We start from the raw sequence: 18,175 nt of genomic DNA, 5'->3' as shown, positions 1-18,175 counted from the left end.
AAAAGTTTGCAGTTCCCGAAATTTTCCAGCCTTATGGCTGATACATCACTGGTAAGATCAGAACTAGCATCAGTGCTGGTCAGTGGGTGAGCGCTGAAGACGTTTGTCAGGGAGAAAAGCCAGACACTGACCCTGACCCTTCAAATAAGTTGCTATGTCAGACCTAATTCAAGCAGTTCTTAACACTGAAGAAAAAACAGATTTACGTCAGTTTGCGAGTCTTTTGCGAACTTCTGACAAGAAATACTTATTGCGAAACGAAATCCTGCATGCATTTGGCGAATATTGCCAAAATTATGAAAAGTCAGAGCAGTTTCACACGTCGTCGCGACTCAGCAAATTAATTTATTATGTGCAAGAAATCATTCTTGTGAATGAAAGTCTCTGCATGATTATTCGTCCCCGAATTGCTCGACAAGAGGCCTATCGGCTGTTAGAAGATCTGACGATCGAACCAATCACCCCCGAAGAATTGTTAGACTTGCGCGATCGCTTTGTCAATCACTACCATCCCCAAGACGGCGACATTTTTGAAATCGATTTTCAACCGTTTTACGACTATTCACCCACTATTCGCGACCCCAAAAACATCGGCAAAGGAGTCGAATTTCTCAACCGCTTTCTGTCGAGCAAACTGTTTCAAGACTCTAGCCAGTGGGAAGATTCGATCTTTAACTTTTTGAGATTGCATTGCTACGGCGGCTCTCAGTTGATGATTAATGAACGAATTCAGTCGCGGCAGCAATTGTCCGATCGAGTCAAACAGGCGTTAAGTTTGGTCGGCGATCAGCCTGCCGATTCTCCCTATCAAACCTTTCGATTTGATTTGCAAAATCTTGGGTTTGAGCCGGGGTGGGGCAACACGGCTCATCGCGTTCAAGAGACGCTAGAAGTGCTCGATCGCTTGATTGACTCGCCTGATCACCAGGCACTCGAAGCCTTTATCTCGCGCATTCCTATGATCTTTAAGGTTGTGCTGGTGTCGCCTCATGGCTGGTTTGGGCAAGAAGGAGTGTTAGGCAGACCCGACACAGGCGGACAGGTGGTTTACATTCTCGACCAGGTAAAAAGCCTTGAACAGCAGCTTCAAGAAGACCTCAACCTGGCAGGATTAGAAGTTTTGGGTGTTAACCCCAAAGTGATGGTGTTGACCCGTTTAATTCCCAACAGTGACAGCACCCTCTGCAATCAGCGATTAGAAAAAATCTACGGCACAAAAGATGCCTGGATTCTGCGCGTCCCGTTCCGCGAGTTTAATTCTAAATTGACGCAGAACTGGATTTCTCGATTTGAGATCTGGCCCTATTTAGAAACGTTTGCACTCGATGCAGAGACGGAACTTCGGGCAGAGTTTCAAGGCATTCCTGATTTGATTATAGGCAACTATTCGGACGGCAATTTAGTCGCGTTTTTGTTAGCAAGACGCTTAAAAGTGACCCAGTGCAACGTCGCTCACGCTCTCGAAAAATCGAAGTATTTGTTTAGCAATCTCTATTGGCAAGATTTAGAGAATTCTTATCATTTTTCGCTGCAATTTACGGCTGATTTAATTGCGATGAATGCTGCAAACTTCATCATCAGCAGCACTTATCAAGAAATTGTTGGCACACCCGAAAGCGTCGGACAGTATGAATCTTATAAGTCGTTTACGATGCCAGATCTTTATCACGTCGTCAGCGGCATTGAGCTGTTTAGCCCCAAGTTTAACGTGGTGCCTCCTGGCGTGAATGAGAGCGTGTTTTTTCCCTATACTCGCCAAGGCGATCGCTTGCTGGGCGATCGTGACCGCTTAGAAGAAATGCTCTTTACCCAAGACGATCCGAGTCAGATCTTTGGCACTTTAGACGACCTCAACAAGCGTCCGTTGTTCTCAATGGCACGGCTCGATCGCATTAAAAATCTCACGGGTTTAGTCGAAACGTTCGGCAAAAGCACCGCCTTGCAAGAGCGCTGCAACCTGATTTTAATCGCGGGCAAACTCCGCACCGAAGACTCGACCGACAGCGAAGAAATCAACGAGATTCAGAAACTCTATCAACTGATTGACCAATATAATCTGCACGGCAAGATTCGCTGGTTAGGGGCGCGGCTGTCAAAAAGTGATACTGGAGAAGTGTATCGGGTGATCGCCGATCGTCAAGGCATTTTTGTGCAGCCCGCCCTTTTTGAAGCCTTTGGTCTAACCATCTTAGAATCGATGGTGACTGGGTTGCCCACGTTTGCAACTCGCTTCGGCGGCCCGTTAGAGATCATTCAAAACACAGTGAATGGGTTCTATATCAACCCAACCGAACAAGAAGAAATTGCAGAAATCATCATAGAGTTCTTAGACAAATGTGAGCAAAACTCCAATTATTGGAATGAGATTTCGCAACGGGGCATTGATCGAGTTTATAGCACCTATACCTGGAAGATTCACACGACTCGATTGTTATCTCTCGCCAAGATTTATGGCTTCTGGAATTACACCTCTCAAGAAAACCGCGAGGATATGCTGAGATATATTGAGTCGCTGTTTTATCTACTCTATAAGCCAAGAGCGCAACAACTCATGCAAGACCATCTAACTCGATAGCGCTTATGAAAAGGCTTGAGATTGTCAATTCAGTCGTGCTTGTTGACTCGGAAACCCACCCGAAAATTAATTTCCGGGCTAACAGCAGAAGTCCATTGAAATGGACTGAAATCCTGATTTAGTGTTCTTCAGAGCACTTTCGCTATCCGCCAGGAACTTAAGTTCCTGGCGGACTCGATCGCAGCGAGTCGCGACTACTGGCAATGCCCGATCGTGCCTGCTCTCTTAGAGTTATCAAAAGAACACGCACGATCGATCGACAAACGTTGAGGGACCCGTTAAAACGCTTACCCTCGTACTGCTTCCAAAATGCGCGAATAATAAAAGCGGGTGCTGGTCATCGCCGATCGTTGAATCTTGAAGCCACAGCTTTCAAGCGCCCGCACCACCTCTGCCTCACGGTGCTGATAAGCGCGAGTCGCCTTACTGGGTCCGGGGAAAAACTCACCGATCTTCTTCAAAATCGTGAGCAAAAAAGTCTTGGGCGCAAAACTGAGAATCAGCCGATCGTTCGCCAAGCTAGACAAATTCTTAATCATGTCCATTGCCTGATCACTGGGATAGTGAATCAACACATCCAAACAAATGACCGTGTGATAATTTCCGCTCAACGTCTCTAAATCTTGAACTGAGAAACTTGGATTGCTAGGAAGCCCGATCGCTACGGCTCTCTCTTTCGCTTCTCCCACCATCTTTTCAGAAATATCACTCGCAGAAACCACTGCCCCTGCTTGCGCTAGAGGAATGCTGAGGCTTCCCACACCACACCCCGCATCACAAATCGTTAGCTCAGAGAGCTTGTCATCTGCTTTAAGCCAAGCCAACACTGTATCAACCGTTTGCTGATGCCCCGTGCGGATGTCTAGCTGAACTGTGTTAACTTCACCATCGCCATAAATGCGCCGCCAGCGATCGAACCCCGTTGCATTAAAATAGTCCCGAACAACGGTTTTGTCATCGATTCCGTTCATAAAACCTGTTTGTGTCTGATTGTCTCAACAGGTTTATCGTAGTACTCGATCGCGCACCCAGAAGCAGATGCGCCCAAACTTAGTGTTTGCTGCCAGCTAGACTCGCACAAAGTTGACGTAGAAACGGTTAGATTTTCATGAAATTTTCATGTAGCTTAAACTACTCTATCCATTTGTCAGTTATCCTACGGGTAGGCAAAATCCCAAACGATCACTGGTTAAACATCTTAACCATGTTTAACTGAAAATTAGTGGCTCTGTGAGGTTATTTTTGCTTTGACAAGTCAATCTGAGTATTCTGAGGGGCACCCACAAAGTGTCCCTTTTTTATGAGAAGAAACCAACTGAAGATTCGTTCTGATGCTGCCCTGTTCGCAGTTTAAGCGAAGCCTTAGATCGGCATTGGCTCAGATGAGACAGAATTCAATCTGGCACACAAAAAATTTGACTGGCAAACGCTCATAATCTCTGCCAACTTAGGTCACCCGTAGTGGAATGTAAGTGCCATCGCAATAAGTGTGCAGGCTGATTGAGATAGCTCTCTGACTGAGCGATCGCTCGTCTCGGTGCAGTGGTTGCCAGCGCGATCGCTTGTTCTACTCCACAAATGCCCCACTTCACCAGGTTTTGTGCCCCGACTAAAAGCGGTAAGGTCGTTCCTGCTAGTGTTTTATCAAGCAATCGAGCAGTGCCATTTTGCACGTCGATCTGCCTTGTGTCCCAGGGGTAGGTGCCATCGGGTAGCCCTAGCGGTGAGAGAGCATCGCTGACTAAAAAGATGCCGTGGAACTGACTTGCTTTCAGCACCAACTCCAGCATCAAGGGCGAAACGTGTTGACCATCGGCGATCAGTCCACAGTGAACGTTGGGGTCAGCGATCGCAGCTCCTAACAGCCCTGGTTCTCGGTGGTGGAGGCTAGGCATGGCATTAAAGGCATGAGTTACCTGGGTGGCTCCTTGGGCAAAGGCTTGCTGTGCCTGGGTTGCTGTTGCTTGTGAATGACCGAGACTGACGATAATGCCGAGCGATCGTAGATAGGCGATCGCGGTTCCAGTCGGGTCGAGTTCGGGAGCAAGGGTGATGACTTTGACCACCGAAGCATAATCGCCTAGAACGCGCTTGATCTGCTCAACCGTAAGTGGCAGCAGATAATTGGCAGGGTGTGCGCCGCGCTTTTCAAAATTGAGAAACGGCCCTTCGAGATGGACACCCAGGATTTGAGAAGCGTCTTGCGGGTTTAGAGTTGAGGGTAGAAACTGGGAAATCGTGGAGAGCGATCGCTGAATATTCTCGATCGACGTGGTGACGATCGTGGGCAAAAATCCGTCTACGCCCTGACTCCAGAGATACTGACAGATTGCCTCTAATTTGTCACAATTCTCGACACTCAAGTCTGGAAAGGCTAAACCCAAAGCGCCGTTAATTTGCAGATCAATTCCACCCAACGAAATCCAATCACCAGAGACATCAAGAACGGGTAAATCTGTCTGAGGTGCGGATTGAATAGGAACAATTTCGTGAATGACACCTTTCTGAATGCAAATCTGCTGCAATCCCTGAAAACCAGGCACTTGAGCATTGAGAATCAACAAATTGTCATCCATGACCCGCCGTGAAAACTTACGCCCTCAATCCTCTCACGGCTAAAGTTCTAACAACGCTTTTAATCTTTGGGCAAAAGCAGGCTTGCCAAAAAGTTCTATAATTCTCTGTCTGAGCCAAACTCCGTTCGATCGTGGGTCATCACTGTTGAGAATTTCAATGCAAGCCGCCGCAACCGCAACCGGATCGCGATGAGGAACACGCCAGCCGAGTTCGCCATCTTGCAGTGGGTCAGCCGAGCCATCTGCATCGCCTGAAAGCACTGGCACTCCACACGCCATCGCTTCTAGGTAGACAATCCCGAAGCCTTCTTGAGAGGGCATGACGTAGGCATCGGCGAGGCGATAATGGTCAGCCAAATCTTGAGTTGAGACAAACCCAGCAAAAATGACACGATCGCTGACTCCCAACTCTTCTGCAAGTCTTGCTAATCGCGGCTGATCGTCTCCTCGTCCGATCACCAAATATTTGACTTGAGGGAAACTGCGCCCAATCTCAGCGAGTGCCCGAATGGTCACATCCACGCCTTTGTAGGGGTCGCCCGACCACAGTCTTGCAACCGTCATCAAAACTTTTGACCCCGCTAACTGATAGCGGTCTATTAAATCTGAGGATTTGACACCGGGGGTAAAAGCGTCACCATCAACTGCACAAGGCAGAAAGTCTAGTCGATCGCGATCGAGATGATTGGCAAGACAGGCACGATCGCCAGAATAGTGGCTGATTGTCCAAACCCGATCGGCGTGTTGGAGAGCGGTTTGTTGAGCAGTCGGAAGAGCCTCCCAAACTTCTTTACCGTATGTCAGAACTGTGTAGGGAATTCTCAACGGGCTGCAAAGCGTTTGAATCAACGGTGCCAAATTGATGTGCCCACAAAAGACGCGCTGGGGTCGATTTTTGAGCAGGTAGATCAGTAGCGTGATGGCGAGACGAATTCGTCCGATCGCAGCGTTCTGAGTTTTGAGATAGTGAAACGCGATCGCACCCGACTCAAACGGATTGTCTACCGTCGCGCTGTCTCTGAGTAAAAAAACATCTGCCTCGCCTCCTAAATCTGAGTAGGCTTGCAGAATATCTTTGACATAAGACTGAATCCCGCCTTCGCAAGAGAAGATTTCTAGAAAAACAAAAACGGGCTTCTTGAGAGACTGCGAGATGAGGAATGAGTCAGATTGACGATCGCTCAGTTGATTGCACTGTAGAATCCAATTCCTTAGCTTGCCAGTCATTCCTCATCCCTCACTCCTTATTGCTTAACTCGCGCTTGCTTCAACATATCGATTAATGTGTGATGCGCGTCTTCAGCATCTTTTAGCTCGTGGTCAAACGGAATCCGCAATGATACGGGTTCTCCGTTGATTTGGGCATTGAGATCCATTCCTTGAGCGTCGATCGCTGCCATTTCTGCGGTAGTTGCTTCACTTACATGTCCATAAGCGGTCGCGTAAAGCAAGATGGCTTCGGGGTGGTCATCATTCATGTGTTTGCAGATGCGATCGCTGACTGCTTTAGAAAATACTTCACTACTGGTTTCTGACATGATTCATTTCTCTAATCCACTGTCAGAAATCATAGCAAGCCCAGGTAGGGGCACGACACGTCGTGTCCTCTCGCATCTATTCGGGATTTTGGCAAGCTTCAATCAAGCCCTCAAGCCCTTGCACAATCTGAATTTTTGTCTTGAGACGATCGGCAAGCTCCTCGACTCGCATATCGTCTAAAAACCGCGTATCGTCGTGCTTGAGCATCAGAGAAGGCAACAGAATTCCGTCGCCTAAATCTTGCCCTTGCAGCGCTTGCAGAATATCTTGTCCCGTCAGAAGCCCCGTTACAGTGATGGTTTGTCCCCAATATTGACTATTGAGTGCCACCATTCGCACGGTGAGTCCTCCTATTTGATTGAGACGCTGCAAAATAGGCTGAAAAGCTAATTCGACGGCGTTGCCGACCACCCAAATGAAAGTACGATCGGGCACGACTCGTTTAGGCAATCGCTTTGATGCCGTCTTAAACTGTTTGAGAAACTGACGAATCGAGCCAACGCCATTGCCAATTTGCGGATAATCTTCATAGTGCGACTCAGGCGGCAATTCTTGTCCTGCAATTAAAAACCATTCATCGGCTAACCAAGCAAACGTCGAGCCAAACTGCTGCTGAAACTGCTGCTGAAGGCGTTGAACCTGAGCAATCACTTCTTGCGCCTTTTCACGAGTCACCGAAATTAACTCATCTTCATCTGGGCGAAAGCGCGTCAAACCTACTGGCACGATCGCGACCGAAGCAACCGCCGGAATTTCGTGCTGATGAAACTCTGCTAACTCTAAAAGAGTGCGCGTCAGATGTTCACCATCATTGATGCCAGGGCAAAGCACCACTTGAGCATGAATTTGCAAATGGCGTTCTTGAAACCACTGCAACTGCTGCAAGATTTGTCCCGCACGCGGATTTTTGAGCAGGCGGCTTCTTACCTCTGGCTCGGTCGCATGAATTGAAACGAACAGGGGAGAGAGCCGCATTTGCTCAATGCGCTGCCATTCTCTCGGAGGCAGATTAGTGAGAGTTAGATAGCTGCCATAGAGAAAACTGAGGCGATAATCATCGTCTTTGTCATAGAGCGTTTCCCGCATTCCGGGCGGCTGCTGGTCGATAAAACAAAACGGACAGCGATTAGTGCATTGAATTAGTCCATCAAATAGAGCGGTTTCAAACTCTAGCCCTAGATCTTCGTCGTAGTCTTTCTCAATTTCAACCTGATGAGTTTTGCCTTTGGTGTCTAACACTTGCAGATCTAGCTCTTCATCGGCACACAGAAACTGATAGTCGATCAGATCACGCGGCGGCTGCCCGTTAATCGAGACTAAGCGATCGCCCGGTTCAAATCCAATTTCTGCGGCGATCGAGTCCGGCAAGACCGCCGTGATTAATGCTGGACGAATAGAAGACTCGCTCATGATCAGGGAAACTTTAGATCTTTAATTATCAGATCTTCAGTCTACCAACGACTTCAATCCCATTGGTCAACGCAACCTTTATGGAACATCTTTGAACACACTATTCGCGATCGCCACTAACAGCGCCAACCCAAACGCCAGCCGATACCACACGAAGATCAAGGTGTTCCTAGTTTGTAAATATTTCAATAACCAGGCGATCGACAAATAAGAAAAGATAAACGCCGACACAATCCCCACTAGCAGAGGAATGAGATCATCCACATTGCCGAACGCTTTTCTAGATTGATAGAGTGTCGCGATCGTCAAAGTCGGAATGCCCAACAAGAAAGAGAATCTAGCCGCCGTCTGTCGCTCTAACCCTAAAAATAAAGCGGCTGTTAGCGTCGAACCCGATCGCGATGCCCCCGGAAATAGCGCGATCATTTGCCCTAAACCCACGAGAATGCCGTCTTTAATCTCTAAAGCGTCGAACCCTCGTTTGCGGGTGCCAATTTTTTCTGCCAATCCCAGCAAGAGCGCCATGACGATCGACATCACCGCAATCACAAACGGACTTTCTGGCAGCACATCTTTAAGCAGCAAGCCTCCGACTAGCGCCGGGATCGTGCCTACGGCGATGCCCACTAAAAGCTTCCACTCTTCCCGCTCCCAGTCTTTGTGCTGAAATGCCGACAAACCGCCGATTAAAATTTGCTGAATGTCCTTCCAGAAATACATCACGACGGCAATCACACTGCCAAACTGAATCGCGTCAATAAAATATTTCTGCTGCGACCAGTGAAACACATCTCGAAAAATCAGTAGGTGGGCTGTGCTGCTAATGGGCAGAAATTCGGTAATGCCTTGAACGATACCGAGCACGATCGCTTGAAAGATTCCGACTAGCAGGTTGCCACTATTTGAGACAGTCGGGTCTGGGATGCCCAACAAAGCTTGCCCAGAATGCCAAATGCTCTCTCCCGAAGCAGCGATTAACCAATCGGGGCTAAATTGAAAACCTTCCATGCGTTCATTCCTTTGATGTTGAGTGGCGATCGGTGAGATTCTACGACTGTCTTCGCAGCGAGAAATAGTGTATCCGAAACATATGACTTCGCGGTTCAGATCTGGTGACATCTCTGCGATCGACATCATCACAGATCCAAAAATTCCGTTACGATAAAGTGAATGCCCAGGGGGGGGATATTTCTTAAGATTGATTTCGCCGAAATGCCTCTAAACTCTCAGTTTTCCTGTGGTAATGTTAAGTAACGTAAATAAAGTTAATTAATCTAATCATTAAAACACTTTGATTTCCTATCCGCCGACTCCCAACGCCGTTCGCCCTGCTTCAACCATTAAAGTAGCGACTGCTACATCATTTCAAACGGCTTCTGCTGCTCAACGCTGGTTAGTGTTTGGCGGCGCGATCTTTCTAGTCTCGGTGCCCGTATTTTTTGAAGCCCCTCTAGTCCGACTGTTTCCCTGGCTGAGTTTATTGGCAACCGCAGGCTGGGTAGGGTTAAGCATTATTTTCTCATCCAAGCTTAAAACTCAAATTTTGGGAGAGCTACTCACAGGTTTTACCTGGACGTGGCTAGCAGGATCGCTTTATTGGGGATGGCTGCGCTGGGAGCCAACCTTGCATTTGCCGATCGAAGCGATCGCGCTCCCGATCGCCCTATGGGGGTTGACTCGCGGTTGGTGCAAGATTGGTAACTGCTTTTATCTAGGATCACTCTTCGGGACTGTCGTCACTGATGTATATTTTTATTTGGTTGACCTGATCCCCTACTGGCGGCAAGTCATGGTTGTCGAACCCGATATGGCTCAGGCGATCCTTCATCAAGCAGTTGCTCAAGTGCAGACACCTTGGGGGCTTTCTTGGGTAGCCGTCTTAGCAATTTTGCTACTCAGTGTTGGCATTGTTTCTTTTCGGTCTCAAAAATTGCACTGGTTAGCGTTTAGCGGAGCAGTTCTGAGTACAATCTTGGTAGATAGTCTGTTTTGGCTTGCCGCGTCACTTGCGTGAAAATCGGTTAAGTTCAGATCGACTAAAATGCTTGGGAAATAATTTCTTGCTGCTGAGAATTTGACCATCGGTTGCTTAAAGATGCTTAAGTTATCCGCTTCCAATCGTTAACGCTGGCACTTTTTAAGCGTGTCATAGGGCATCATAGGAAAGGATTTATTCGCTTCTCAACCTGTGGTGACTTTGCAACCCACTCCACATCTCGTATTAAGAACAGATTCAGGAAGTCGTCGATTCCCCTTAATTGGCGGTAGTTGTTGGACGGTCGGACGCAGTGAAGATAACAATGTCGTTCTGTCCGATCGTTGGATCTCGCGCAACCATGCGATGTTGCAGTCGATGGAGAACGGCGAATTTTACCTGATCGATTTGGGCAGTCGCAACGGCTCCTTTATCAATGGTCGGCGCGTCAGCATTCCGGTCACGTTGCAAAATGGCGATCGCTTAACGTTTGGGCAAACCGAGATTGAGTTCTATTGCCCCGTTCATCAGCAGATCGAGGGTGCGATCGGAATGGATTCTAAAGAATTTACGGCCACTGCAACCCTTCATATTCGTCGGTTAATCTCGGTTCTGGTCGTCGATATTCGAGACTTTACAGGGTTGACGCGGCAGTTAGACGAAAAGATACTTTCAGAAGTGATTGGCACCTGGTTTCGATGCGCCGGGGACATTATTCGTGAGTATGGAAGCTGGGTCGATAAATACATCGGCGATGCAGTTATGTCAGTTTGGACTCATGGCGCACAAGGGGTGAATCGCGACGAAATGCTGCGAATTTTCCAGGCTGTCAACGCGCTTCACACCATGACCAGCAGTCTCTATAATCAGTATCCGCTACCGTTTCCGCTCAAAATTGGAGCTGGGATCAACACAGGTTATGCAATGGTGGGCAACACGGGCAGCGGCGATCGACCCGACTATACCGCCCTGGGTGACACCGTGAACGCCGCGTTTAGGCTAGAGTCTGCCACTAAGCAAATCGGTTTAGACATTGCGATCGGTGAAACGACTCATCATCATCTGTCTACTCTGGTGGACGACGCTAACTTTTTTGAGCAATACACTGTCCATCTCAAAGGCTACGAGGTGCCTACTCTGACCCATGCTTGCTCGTTTGGAGATCTCGATGCCTTCTTGCAAACAAAAGTCGGCAGCAGTGGATGAGGTTTAGGGTTTTGATCTGACTCCTGCTAACTCTTCAAGTTAATGAGAAGTTTGTATCACTGAGATGATAGGCTCTAATAAAAGCTGTGTAGAGAGTCTGCCCGATACGAAGGGGAGGGAAATTCATCATGAAACGTTTAGTTCGCTTTGTCGCCACCTTGAGTTTGATCATTAGCTGTTTAGGTTGGTTAGGGTCGTCTCAAACTGCCTTAGCCACTAACTTGAACGATCTCGGTTCTGCTTTTCGCCCGTCTGTTTTGTTGGCAGCGGAGCCGACTGAACCGCTTCGGAATGCCGTAGAAGATAAGATGGCAACAGAATTTGGTAAAAAGATTGACTTGAATAACACCAACTTGCGTGCTTTCCGGCAGTTTCCGGGAATGTACCCAACCTTGGCAAGCATCATCTTTAGAAATTCTCCTTATGAAAAGGTTGAAGATGTTTTAGACATTCCTGGTTTAACGGAGCAACAGAAAGAGACGCTTCAGTCAAACCTCAAAAACTTTGTCACTAGCGAAGTCTCTAAAGAACTGACCGAAGGCGACGATCGCATCAACAACGGCATCTATCGCTAAAGTCAGCCACTTCAAAAAACTCTGTTCGACCTGCATTTGTGATTGATCGCTCTCTGCCTCTAGGTTTACCTAAGATCTTTTCTCTGGTTTAACCTAATTGCAGGGAGCATTTTTTATCGTTAACTTAATCTATGTCAGATTTCAGCTTAGACGTGTCTGAACGCCGCGATGTCCCTGCTCGGTTTGATGTGGTTGTGGTAGGTGCGGGTGCCGCAGGACTCTATACAGCGCTTTGTCTGCCTCCTCATCTTCAGGTTGGGCTGATCACCAAAGATGCGCTGTCTCGATCGGCCAGCGATTGGGCACAAGGGGGAATTGCTGCTGTGGTTGACCCTCACGACTCGACAACACTGCATCTCGAAGACACCCTCAAAGCTGGAGCCGGATTGTGTGACTATGATGCAGTAAAGTTTTTGGTCGAGAATGCGGCGACGTGCATTCACAATTTAGTTGATATGGGGGTTGCCTTCGATCACCAGGGTTCTAATCTTGCCCTGACTCTAGAAGCGGCTCACTCACGTCGTCGCGTGCTTCATGCGGCTGATACGACAGGTCGCGCTGTTGTCACTACTTTAATAGAACAGGTTCTCAGCCGGAAAAACATTCAGATCGTCTCCCAAGCCTTTGTGCTGAATTTGTGGCTAGACGCGCCGCACCAGCGTTGTCAGGGGATAAGCCTGATTAATCAGGGACGGGTTGAGTGGATTCGGGCGGGAGCGGTTGTCTTGGCAACAGGCGGCGGTGGGCAGGTTCTTGCTCAGACGACCAATCCAGCAGTTAGCACGGGGGATGGAGTGGCGATCGCCCATCGAGCCGGAGCCACATTGCGCGATTTAGAATTTGTGCAGTTTCACCCGACTGCGCTAACTAAAGCAGGTGCGCCGCGCTTTTTGATTAGCGAAGCGGTGCGGGGAGAGGGCGCACATTTGGTCGATCGGCACGGGCACCGTTTTGCTTTTGACTATCACCCCGCCGGAGAACTTGCACCGAGAGATGTGGTCAGTCGGGCGATCTTTAATCATTTACAGAAAACAGAGGCAGATGCGGCAAGCGCAAACGTTTGGCTAGATTTGCGCCCCATTCCTGCGGAAACTATTCGTCATCGATTTCCTAACATCATTCAGGTCTGTCAGCACTGGGGAATCGATGTTTTTCAAGAACCGATCCCGGTTGCCCCGGCTGCTCATTATTGGATGGGGGGCATCGAGGCAGATCTGATCAATCAGACGGATATTTCGGGATTGTATGCAGTGGGTGAAACGGCTAGTACGGGGGTTCACGGTGCAAATCGACTTGCCAGCAATTCTTTATTAGAATGCTTGGTTTTTGGGGCGCAACTGACCCATCTATCCATTGATGACGCTCAGAAAATAGATGAAGAATTTACCAATCTGACTGACTTTCACAAGCTGGAACGCTCCGAGTTAGACAAAATCCAGGCACTCCGCACAGAGCTACCCAAACTGATCTGGCAGAGTGCAGGAATTTGTCGGGAGCAAATGACCTTAGAGAATGCGATCGCTCAGGTCAAAGTCTGGCAACGAGAATTTGCCCAACTCTCGCTCAGTCAATCTCTCTTCACGCTCAAGCCTCTCCAAACCATTCAATTTGCGGCTGATGCAGATCCTTATCTCAAAGCATGGGGAGAACTGCATAACTTGCTAGACGTGGCTGATCTGATTCTCAAAAGTGCCCTATTTAGAACCGAAAGCCGAGGCGGGCATTATCGATCAGACTACCCTCAATCCGCATCCAATTGGCAAGTTCACACCCAAGTACGGGGAGATCGCTGGGACACAACACCTGTCAGGGTTAAAAATGACCTATAGATATTTTTGAACGACGCTCCAGCCCGTTAGCGAAACGAGTACAAATGCGACACATAACAAGACGTTTACAGCAATGTGTAGAGGACGCGCCCAAGGGCGATCGGGACTGATCTGCACTGCACTCCAAGCTGAGAGCATGACTAATTCCACCACCCCAATTCCTATAGGTAAGTGAGCTGAATGCGCCAGGCTGCCGTAGTGTCCTAAAGTGCCCACAATGCCGATCGCTAAAAGCAGCAGCACCAGCAGCGCCATGACGACACCACTCCAAAAGTGTAGAGGACGCAGCCAATCGGGACGTGACCCGGCTTGAGTTCGTCCGGCAAACATTCCGATCCCGGTCACGGTTTGCAGCAAATAGGTAGCGATCGCAAACCCCATTGACCACGCAGCAATTTTCCACAACCAGATAAAAGAGGGCAAATCCAAAGTTTTTAGTCTCTCACATTACCTCTCTATCTTCCTCAAAAAATGCGGCGACTGAGCAAGCCACCGCATGATTTCTTTTACGCCACTCTCAAGGTTAGAGAGATCGGTATAGTCGTATCAGTTCAGAAACCTAAAAGTCTTTTCTTAAAGAGTTCTCTAAGCTCGTGAGTGGATCTTAGCTTGGAACCGAGACATCAATCTACAGAAGTCAAGACTGCGGCTGATCGCGTCTCTATCACTTGAGACTCGTTCCCAGGGGCTATTCCTTCGTTTCTTCGCTCTAACTCTTGTTCCTGAACGGGTGTTATTATTTCAGGCTCTTCTGGAACACGAAGACTAGAACAGGCGATCGTATCGGATAGAATCGCACTTGCCATCATGCCTGTATGAATCTCTAGATGGGCATCAGAGCATGTCTCGAAAAGCAAGCGCTGCCCCGGAAAGACCACACGCTCAAAGTACCAGTTAGGGATATTGCTAATTCGAGCAATCTGAATCTGACTGGTTACGTTGACATAGCAGCAAAGCAGGCGATCGCAGTTATCAGATGGAATGGGATCGAAGACTTGAGCCATAAGTCTATTGAGGTACTCCAACCTTAAAGATGGTTATTAACTTGAACCCTAACACCTGCGATCCCTGGCAACTGTAAACCCGATTACCAACTGCCTGTCTCATGGCGAATTCTTTCTTAAACTAGAGGAATGTTAAGAATCCTCTCTCAGTGTTTACTCGGATGGAAACCGAATTGAGATCAGCCTGCTACTTGGCTCGTCTAAAGTCGTCGGAACTTGCAGCCTAGACCATGCAGAAGTCTGATGTCAGTGGTATCGTAAAGTTATATGAAAATAGTTTTCAGAATCTTCTCACATATTTGGGCTAAAGTCCTGATTTTGGACAGAGGAGACATTATCGATATTCTTAAATTAGAAGTTGAAAGGTTGGGATCATACTCCTCTCATATTGACTGTATCTAAATCGCCCCGATCGTCTCAAACTCCACTTTTGAATAGACTCACTGCAATGGAAAATCGGATTCTCTACGTTCGCCTTCCCTGTAACCCCATCTTTCCGATCGGTGTGGTTTATCTTGCCGATCACGTTCACAAGCAGTTTCCTGAGGTCGAGCAGAAGATTTTAGACTTGGGCACGGTTCCCCCGCTCGATTTCAATGCGGCTTTAGATGACTGTGTTGACGAATTTAAGCCAACATTGCTGGTGTTCTCGTGGCGAGACATTCAAATTTATGCTCCCGTCGATGGGCGAGGTGGAAATCCTCTACAGCATACGTTTGAGTTCTTTTACTCCTTAAATCCCCTAGTCAAGGCAAGGGGCGCGGTGGGTCTACTGCGAATCGCTTCCGGCTATTATGGTGAGCTTTGGCGGAATATTGGTTTGATCAAACGAGGAGTCAGTCGAGCTAAACAATACAATCCGGCTGCTCGTGTTGTCGTGGGCGGCGGTGCCGTCAGCGTGTTTTATGAGCAGATCGGCAAGAGCTTGCCAAAAGGTTCGATTATCTCAGTGGGCGAAGGCGAATCGCTGTTAGAGAAAATGCTTCGAGGTCAAAACTTTGAAGACGAGCGATGCTATGTCGTGGGTGAAACCAAGCCTCGCGATCGCTTAGTTCACGAAATTCCAGCCAACATTGAAAAGACTGCCTGCAACTACGATTACATTCAGACTATCTGGCGTGAGTTTGAATACTATTTTCAAGCTCAAGATTTTTATGTGGGTGTTCAAACCAAGCGAGGCTGTCCCCATAACTGCTGCTACTGCATCTATACGGTGATTGAAGGGAAACAGGTGAGAATTAACCCGGCTCATGAAGTCGTGGCTGAGATGCGGCAACTCTACGATCGCGGCATCCGTAATTTTTGGTTCACTGATGCTCAACTCATCCCGGCTCGTAAATATATGGATGACGTGATTGAGCTACTTCAAAAAGTGCTTGACGCGGGCATGAAAGATATTCATTGGGCAGCCTACATTCGGGCAGATAATCTGACTCCCGAATTGTGCGATTTGATGGTAAAAACAGGAATGAACTACTTTGAGATCGGCATCACAAGCGGATCACAAGAGTTAGTTCGCAAAATGCGGATGGGATACAACCTGAGAACCGTCTTAGAGAATTGCCGCGACCTGAAAGCCGCTGGATTCAATGCTTTGGTTTCAGTCAACTATTCGTTTAATGTAATCGATGAGCGTCCCGATACGATTCGTCAAACGATCGCTTATCACCGAGAGTTAGAGAAAATTTTTGGTGCAGACAAGGTAGAGCCTGCTATCTTCTTTATCGGCCTGCAACCCCACACTCACTTAGAAGAGTATGCCTTCAAAAACAACATTCTTAAACCAGGATATGATCCGATGAACATCACGCCCTGGTCGATCCGCAAGCTGTTTTGGAATCCTGAACCCCTTGGTTCTTTCTTCGGCGAAGTCTGTCTTCAAGCGTGGCAGCGAAACCCCAACGATTTTGGGCGCGAAGTGATGAATATTTTAGAAGCGAGACTGGGACGGGCAGAGTTAGAAGAAGCGCTCTCTGCTCCGATCGAACCTAAACAGCAAGCGTTAGCAGGTGTTGGAGTAGGAAAGTAATGTTAGAAGGTTCAATTCTGCATGAGTTGGGAGTTTCTCATGAAAGCGGAGACGCTGGGAAACGCCCTCTCAATTTCGGTGTTTACTACAAAAATACGCTAGTTTCTCTGTGCCATGCGCTAGAAGACTGCATTCTCACTTGCAGCAGTTCTCCTCTCGTCGTGACTGCTTTTCAAAGAGGCAAATGGTATTTGGCAGAAGCCGATCGCTACTCAGATCTAGCAGAACACTCTAGACAAATTGTGCTGATGGCAGCTCACGATGCGGGTTTTGCCGAGCATCCGACGAGTCAGCGATCGAACGTTTCTCTCGTCGAACTTGAGCCAACCGACCCAGTTGCTCAAGAATGGCACCTAATGATTTTGGCTCCGACTTATACGGCAATGGTGCTGTGTCAGGAACTATCGGTTGCTGATTATGGGGCAAACGGAGTTCCTACGGAAGATTTAGAGCGTAAGTTCTATGGTTTTTGGACGTTTGAATCAGGCTTAGTTCGAGAAACGGTGGAGATCGCGATCGCTCACATTGGGCGCTACAATCCCGAATTGCAAAAGCAACTGATGGCGAGAGTCGAAGACATCGCGACTGAAGCTGAGACAGCCGATCGCGATGACGTTTATACAGCCGTCTCGCGAGTGATGGAATACCTGCAAACAGGTCAGGCACATCTCAGTCAGCAGCCAGAATACAGGTTTGCCTCACACCGTCACGAAGCGCTAGACAACAATCTGGTTTCTAATGAATTACAGGCGTTCTTACGGTTGGCACAACTCATTGATCAAACGGATATCAGCAACCCCATGGCAGCAGCCGAAGTTGCTACCTTGTCGGAAGCGATGGCTCAGTTGCTCGATCTTCCTAGCTGGCAGTTAAATCGCCTCCGTCTTGCCAGCTTGTTGCACCGACTCGCTTTTTTGCAGCGATCGGACAGCGTTCTCAGTGGCAGCAGCTTTGCTCGTTATTCAGAAGATGAGACTGACGCACCGCCTAGTTGCCCGATCGTGCCAGGCGCGCAAATTCTTCGCACGATGCAGCGACTTAAAGCGATCGCGACCATCATCACTCACCAGTCTGAACGCTGGGATGGGCGCGGTCAGCCTGCCGGACTCGCAGGAGACGATATTCCTCTAGAGTCCCGAATTTTGGGACTAGTCGTCGAGTTTCAGCAACATCTAGCCGACTTGCGAAATGCGGATGCCCAACCCGATTCTGAAGGGTATTTCATGAAAGCTTTAGAGGCGTGTCAAGCTGAACAGGGCGATCGCTTCGATCCTAAACTCGTCGATGCACTCGCCCTATTAGCGGCTGGGATGCAACAAGGGTTGAGCCTGTCGATCAATCTTCCCAAGATTGCGGCGGGGATGTGGCTCTTAGATTCTCACTCAGATGAAGATATTCTGAACCTAATTGAGTCATCTCAGCAGGTTACTAATTTGGTCACAAAGCAGGTTTAGCGT

15 protein-coding genes are annotated in these 18,175 nt (G+C 48.2%); 7 read left to right on the top strand and 8 right to left on the bottom strand.

Annotated elements, in window-relative coordinates; genetic code table 11:
- Window positions 1-154 precede the first annotated feature (154 nt).
- Window positions 155-2,575, top strand: coding sequence for a sucrose synthase (locus C7B65_RS02200; protein WP_073069253.1), 2,421 nt, complete (start codon window positions 155-157; stop codon window positions 2,573-2,575).
- Window positions 2,576-2,862: 287 nt separating this feature from the next.
- Here the strand turns inward: C7B65_RS02200 and bchM are convergent, their stop codons facing one another.
- The 6 genes from bchM to C7B65_RS02170 form a co-directional block, all read right to left on the bottom strand.
- Complete coding sequence (bchM, locus tag C7B65_RS02195; RefSeq protein ID WP_073069252.1) at window positions 2,863-3,546, bottom strand: magnesium protoporphyrin IX methyltransferase; 684 nt, start codon at window positions 3,544-3,546, stop codon at window positions 2,863-2,865.
- Window positions 3,547-4,005: 459 nt separating this feature from the next.
- Entirely contained in the window at window positions 4,006-5,151 is a 1,146-nt protein-coding gene (gene nagA, locus C7B65_RS02190; RefSeq protein ID WP_073069251.1) for an N-acetylglucosamine-6-phosphate deacetylase, read from the bottom strand.
- A 39-nt stretch (window positions 5,152-5,190) separates the two neighbouring features.
- Window positions 5,191-6,378: a glycosyltransferase family 4 protein gene (locus C7B65_RS02185; protein ID WP_073069250.1), complete on the bottom strand. Its 1,188-nt coding sequence runs from the start codon at window positions 6,376-6,378 to the stop codon at window positions 5,191-5,193.
- A gap of 17 nt (window positions 6,379-6,395) precedes the next feature.
- Entirely contained in the window at window positions 6,396-6,689 is a 294-nt protein-coding gene (locus tag C7B65_RS02180) for a DUF2470 domain-containing protein (RefSeq protein WP_073069249.1), read from the bottom strand.
- A gap of 76 nt (window positions 6,690-6,765) precedes the next feature.
- The gene (locus C7B65_RS02175; RefSeq protein ID WP_073069248.1) at window positions 6,766-8,100 is read right to left on the bottom strand and encodes a TIGR03279 family radical SAM protein; all 1,335 of its coding nucleotides are present in this window, start codon (window positions 8,098-8,100) and stop codon (window positions 6,766-6,768) included.
- Window positions 8,101-8,178: 78 nt separating this feature from the next.
- A complete protein-coding gene (locus C7B65_RS02170; RefSeq protein WP_083582623.1) occupies window positions 8,179-9,108 on the bottom strand; it encodes an undecaprenyl-diphosphate phosphatase in 930 nt (309 codons plus the stop codon).
- A gap of 283 nt (window positions 9,109-9,391) precedes the next feature.
- On the opposite strand from C7B65_RS02170, the gene C7B65_RS02165 reads away from it, so the two are divergent.
- From C7B65_RS02165 to nadB, 4 genes are all read left to right on the top strand, one after another.
- Window positions 9,392-10,114: a DUF3120 domain-containing protein gene (locus tag C7B65_RS02165; protein WP_073069247.1), complete on the top strand. Its 723-nt coding sequence runs from the start codon at window positions 9,392-9,394 to the stop codon at window positions 10,112-10,114.
- 177 nt (window positions 10,115-10,291) lie between these two features.
- Window positions 10,292-11,281 (top strand): adenylate/guanylate cyclase domain-containing protein, encoded by a 990-nt coding sequence (locus C7B65_RS02160; RefSeq protein ID WP_342352996.1) that lies wholly within the window; start codon window positions 10,292-10,294, stop codon window positions 11,279-11,281.
- A 128-nt stretch (window positions 11,282-11,409) separates the two neighbouring features.
- Window positions 11,410-11,856, top strand: coding sequence for a photosystem II complex extrinsic protein PsbU (gene psbU / locus C7B65_RS02155; protein WP_073069245.1), 447 nt, complete (start codon window positions 11,410-11,412; stop codon window positions 11,854-11,856).
- Window positions 11,857-11,987: 131 nt separating this feature from the next.
- Window positions 11,988-13,685 (top strand): L-aspartate oxidase, encoded by a 1,698-nt coding sequence (gene nadB, locus C7B65_RS02150; RefSeq protein WP_073069244.1) that lies wholly within the window; start codon window positions 11,988-11,990, stop codon window positions 13,683-13,685.
- Here nadB and C7B65_RS02145 read toward each other — a convergent pair.
- Together C7B65_RS02145 and C7B65_RS02140 are read right to left on the bottom strand one after the other, a co-directional pair.
- Window positions 13,680-14,114, bottom strand: coding sequence for a DUF4079 domain-containing protein (locus tag C7B65_RS02145; protein ID WP_073069243.1), 435 nt, complete (start codon window positions 14,112-14,114; stop codon window positions 13,680-13,682). The two genes, nadB and C7B65_RS02145, sit on opposite strands and share 6 nt — an antisense overlap.
- A gap of 194 nt (window positions 14,115-14,308) precedes the next feature.
- A complete protein-coding gene (locus tag C7B65_RS02140; RefSeq protein WP_073069242.1) occupies window positions 14,309-14,689 on the bottom strand; it encodes a DUF1830 domain-containing protein in 381 nt (126 codons plus the stop codon).
- A 448-nt stretch (window positions 14,690-15,137) separates the two neighbouring features.
- Between C7B65_RS02140 and C7B65_RS02135 the strand changes: the two genes are divergently transcribed.
- Together C7B65_RS02135 and C7B65_RS02130 are read left to right on the top strand one after the other, a co-directional pair.
- Entirely contained in the window at window positions 15,138-16,718 is a 1,581-nt protein-coding gene (locus tag C7B65_RS02135; protein WP_073069241.1) for a photosystem II high light acclimation radical SAM protein, read from the top strand.
- On the top strand, window positions 16,718-18,172 hold the full coding sequence (locus C7B65_RS02130; protein WP_073069240.1) for a DICT sensory domain-containing protein: 1,455 nt from the start codon (window positions 16,718-16,720) through the stop codon (window positions 18,170-18,172). Before C7B65_RS02135 ends, C7B65_RS02130 begins: the two co-directional genes overlap by 1 nt.
- Window positions 18,173-18,175: the final 3 nt, after the last annotated feature.

Source organism: Phormidesmis priestleyi ULC007 (assembly GCF_003003695.1).
GTDB classification, from domain to species: Bacteria; Cyanobacteriota; Cyanobacteriia; order Leptolyngbyales; family Leptolyngbyaceae; genus Phormidesmis_A; species Phormidesmis_A priestleyi_A.
The sequence above is the reverse complement of the archived record's forward strand: the minus strand, read 5'-3'. Positions and strand labels throughout refer to the sequence as shown.

Excerpts from the sequence above, each read along its gene's own strand:
- C7B65_RS02140 (WP_073069242.1), bottom strand. The coding sequence starts at position 14,689 with ATGGCTCAAGTCTTCGATCCCATTCCATCTGATAACTGCGATCGCCTG.
- C7B65_RS02135 (WP_073069241.1), top strand. The coding sequence starts at position 15,138 with ATGGAAAATCGGATTCTCTACGTTCGCCTTCCCTGTAACCCCATCTTT.
- C7B65_RS02180 (WP_073069249.1), bottom strand. The coding sequence starts at position 6,689 with ATGTCAGAAACCAGTAGTGAAGTATTTTCTAAAGCAGTCAGCGATCGC.
- C7B65_RS02185 (WP_073069250.1), bottom strand. The coding sequence starts at position 6,378 with ATGACTGGCAAGCTAAGGAATTGGATTCTACAGTGCAATCAACTGAGC.
- C7B65_RS02200 (WP_073069253.1), top strand. The coding sequence starts at position 155 with ATGTCAGACCTAATTCAAGCAGTTCTTAACACTGAAGAAAAAACAGAT.
- nagA (WP_073069251.1), bottom strand. The coding sequence starts at position 5,151 with ATGGATGACAATTTGTTGATTCTCAATGCTCAAGTGCCTGGTTTTCAG.
- C7B65_RS02130 (WP_073069240.1), top strand. The coding sequence starts at position 16,718 with ATGTTAGAAGGTTCAATTCTGCATGAGTTGGGAGTTTCTCATGAAAGC.
- C7B65_RS02175 (WP_073069248.1), bottom strand. The coding sequence starts at position 8,100 with ATGAGCGAGTCTTCTATTCGTCCAGCATTAATCACGGCGGTCTTGCCG.
- C7B65_RS02170 (WP_083582623.1), bottom strand. The coding sequence starts at position 9,108 with ATGGAAGGTTTTCAATTTAGCCCCGATTGGTTAATCGCTGCTTCGGGA.
- bchM (WP_073069252.1), bottom strand. The coding sequence starts at position 3,546 with ATGAACGGAATCGATGACAAAACCGTTGTTCGGGACTATTTTAATGCA.
- psbU (WP_073069245.1), top strand. The coding sequence starts at position 11,410 with ATGAAACGTTTAGTTCGCTTTGTCGCCACCTTGAGTTTGATCATTAGC.
- nadB (WP_073069244.1), top strand. The coding sequence starts at position 11,988 with ATGTCAGATTTCAGCTTAGACGTGTCTGAACGCCGCGATGTCCCTGCT.